At 68.4% G+C, this 2,486-nt stretch carries 3 protein-coding genes; 1 reads left to right on the top strand and 2 read right to left on the bottom strand.

Features of this window, described 5'->3' with window-relative positions:
- Positions 1–832, bottom strand: an 832-nt coding sequence (locus AC1DYI_RS32595; protein WP_477208259.1) for a cation diffusion facilitator family transporter, incomplete at its 3' end; no start/stop codon positions are given.
- Positions 833–960: 128 nt separating this feature from the next.
- Between AC1DYI_RS32595 and AC1DYI_RS32590 the strand changes: the two genes are divergently transcribed.
- Positions 961–1,749, top strand: a complete 789-nt coding sequence (locus tag AC1DYI_RS32590; protein WP_477208258.1) for an isocitrate lyase/PEP mutase family protein — start codon at positions 961–963, stop codon at positions 1,747–1,749.
- 43 nt (positions 1,750–1,792) lie between these two features.
- On the opposite strand, the gene AC1DYI_RS32585 is transcribed toward AC1DYI_RS32590, so the two are convergent.
- The coding region (locus tag AC1DYI_RS32585; protein WP_477208257.1) for an FAD-dependent oxidoreductase at positions 1,793–2,486 on the bottom strand (694 nt) is incomplete at its 5' end.

Below are 2,486 nucleotides of genomic sequence, written 5' to 3'. Positions count from 1 at the left end.
GGGCCCAGATGTGCAGGTCGTGCACATCTGTCACGCCAGGCAGGCCGCACAAGTAGGTGCGTACTGCCGCCACGTCGACATGGGGCGGCACCGCGGCGAGCGCCAGGTTCAGCGATTCGCGCAGCAGGCCCCAGGTGYTGGCCAGGATGACCGCGACGATCACCAGGCTCAGCAGCGGGTCGATCAGGTACCAGCCGGTCTGGCGCATCACCAGGCCACCGATCACCACGCCCAGCGACACCGCGGCGTCGGCCGCCAGGTGCAAGAAGGCGCCGCGCTGGTTCAGGTCGTGCGCGCTGCCTCGGGCGAACAGCCAGGCCGACAGCCCGTTGATGACGATGCCGATCGCCGCCACCACCATCACCACGTTGCTGGCGACGGCCGGCGGTTCGGCAAAGCGGCGGATGGCTTCCCAGCCGATGCCGCCGCAGGCCACCATCAGCAGCGTGCCATTGGCCAGCGCCGCCAGGATCGAGCTGCCGCGCAGGCCGAAGGTGAAGCGCTCGCTCGGGGCCCGGCGCGACAGCACCGCCGCGAGCCAGGCCAGCGCCAGGCCCAGCACGTCCGACAGGTTGTGGCCGGCATCGGCCATCAAGGCAGTCGAGTTGGCCAACAGCCCGTAACCGAACTCGACGCCGACGAAAACCGTGTTCAGCGCGATGGCCAACGCGAAGGCGCGGCCGGCTTGGTGGGGGTTGCCATGGGCATGGCCGTGGTGGCCGCCGTGGCCGTGGGCGTGGTGAGCATGGCCGGTTTTGTGGGCATGGCCGTGCTCGGGCGCATGTCCGTGCCCATGACCATGGTCGTCGTGGTGGTGCTCATGCTGGGCCATCGGGCCAGTTTCCCATGGGGCCACGCATTGCGGGGGCATGTCCGCGGATGGCGAGCGCGGGGACTCGGCTTCGGGCAGCATCGACGGCTTTTCCGCCCCCTTCACCCTTTCAGCGCCAGGAGATTTGCATGACGTCGACCGTGACCGACAAGGCCGCCATTTTTCGCCAGCTGCATGAGCGGCCCGGCGTGTTCGTGATCCCCAACCCGTGGGACGCCGGCTCGGCCAAGCTGCTGGCCGGGATGGGTTTCGAGGCGCTGGCCACGTCGAGCGCCGCGTCGGCGATGGCGCTGGGCCGAACCGACTACCAGCTGACCCGCGAGGACGCACTGGCGCATGCGCGGGCGATCGTGCAGGCGACCGAGCTGCCGGTGTCGGCCGACCTCGAAAACGGCTTCGGCCATGCGCCCGAGGTGGTGGCGCAAACCATCCGCCTGGCCGCCGAGACGGGCCTAGCCGGCGGCTCGATCGAAGATGCGAGCCAGCAGCCCGGCAGCCCGATCTACGACCTGGGCCAAGCGGTCGAGCGCGTGGCGGCGGCGGTCGAGGCCGCGCGTTCGCTCGGCCGGCCGTTCACGCTGACCGCGCGGGCCGAGAACTTCCTCAACGGCCGCGAAGACCTGGACGACACGATTCGCCGTCTGCAGGCCTACGAGGCGGCCGGCGCCGACGTGTTGTTCGCGCCCGGCTTGCCGAGCCTCGAAGCGGTGAAGGCCGTGTGCAGCGCGCTGAAAAAACCGGTCAGCTTCATGGTCGGCATCCCGGGCAAGTCGTTCAGCGTGGCCGAGCTGGAAGCGGCCGGCGTCAAGCGCATCAGCCTGGCAACCTCGCTGTACCGCGCGGCGATGAACGGGCTGAAGGCGGCGGCCGAAGAGGTCAAGCGTGACGGGACCTTCGGCTACCTGACCAAGCGCTGATCGGTGGGGCGGGGGCCACGTTGCGGCCACCGCCTCCGAACGCTTAAGTTTCCAGGAACCGCTGGGCGTCGAGCGCTGCCATGCACCCGGTGCCGGCCGAGGTGATGGCCTGTCGGTAGACGTGGTCCTGCACGTCGCCGGCCGCGAACACGCCCGGCACGCTGCTCATGGTCGCGAAACCGTTCTGGCCCGAGCGGGTCAGGAGGTAGCCGTCCTTCATCTCCAGCTGGGCTTTGAAGATGTCGGTGTTGGGCTGGTGGCCGATCGCGATGAAGCAGCCTTTGAGGGCCAGCTCGGTGGTGGCGTTGCTCACCGTGTCTTTCAGGCGAACACCGGTGACGCCGCTCTGGTCGCCCAGCACCTCGTCCAGCGTCTTGAAAAGGTGCAGCTCGATCTTGCCCGCGGCGACCTTGTCCATCAGCTTATCGACCATGATGGGCTCGGCGCGGAACCTGTCGCGCCGGTGCACCAGGTGCACCTTGCTCGCAATGTTCGACAGGTACAGCGCTTCTTCGACCGCGGTGTTGCCGCCACCGACCACGCAGACCGTGTCGCCCCGATAGAAGAAACCATCGCAGGTTGCACAGCCGCTGACGCCACGGCCCATGAAGGCCTCTTCAGACGGCAGACCGAGGTATTTGGCCGAGGCGCCGGTGGCGATGATCAGCGCGTCGCAGGTGTAGGCACCTGAATCGCCCTTGAGCTTGAAGGGCCGCTGCGACAGATCGACTTCGTTG

Source organism: Ideonella sp. P3_A4 (assembly GCF_056403075.1).
Note: the sequence above shows the minus strand (reverse complement) of the source record. Positions and strands in the feature narration are given on the sequence as shown.

Excerpts from the sequence above, each read along its gene's own strand:
- AC1DYI_RS32590 (WP_477208258.1), top strand. The coding sequence starts at position 961 with ATGACGTCGACCGTGACCGACAAGGCCGCCATTTTTCGCCAGCTGCAT.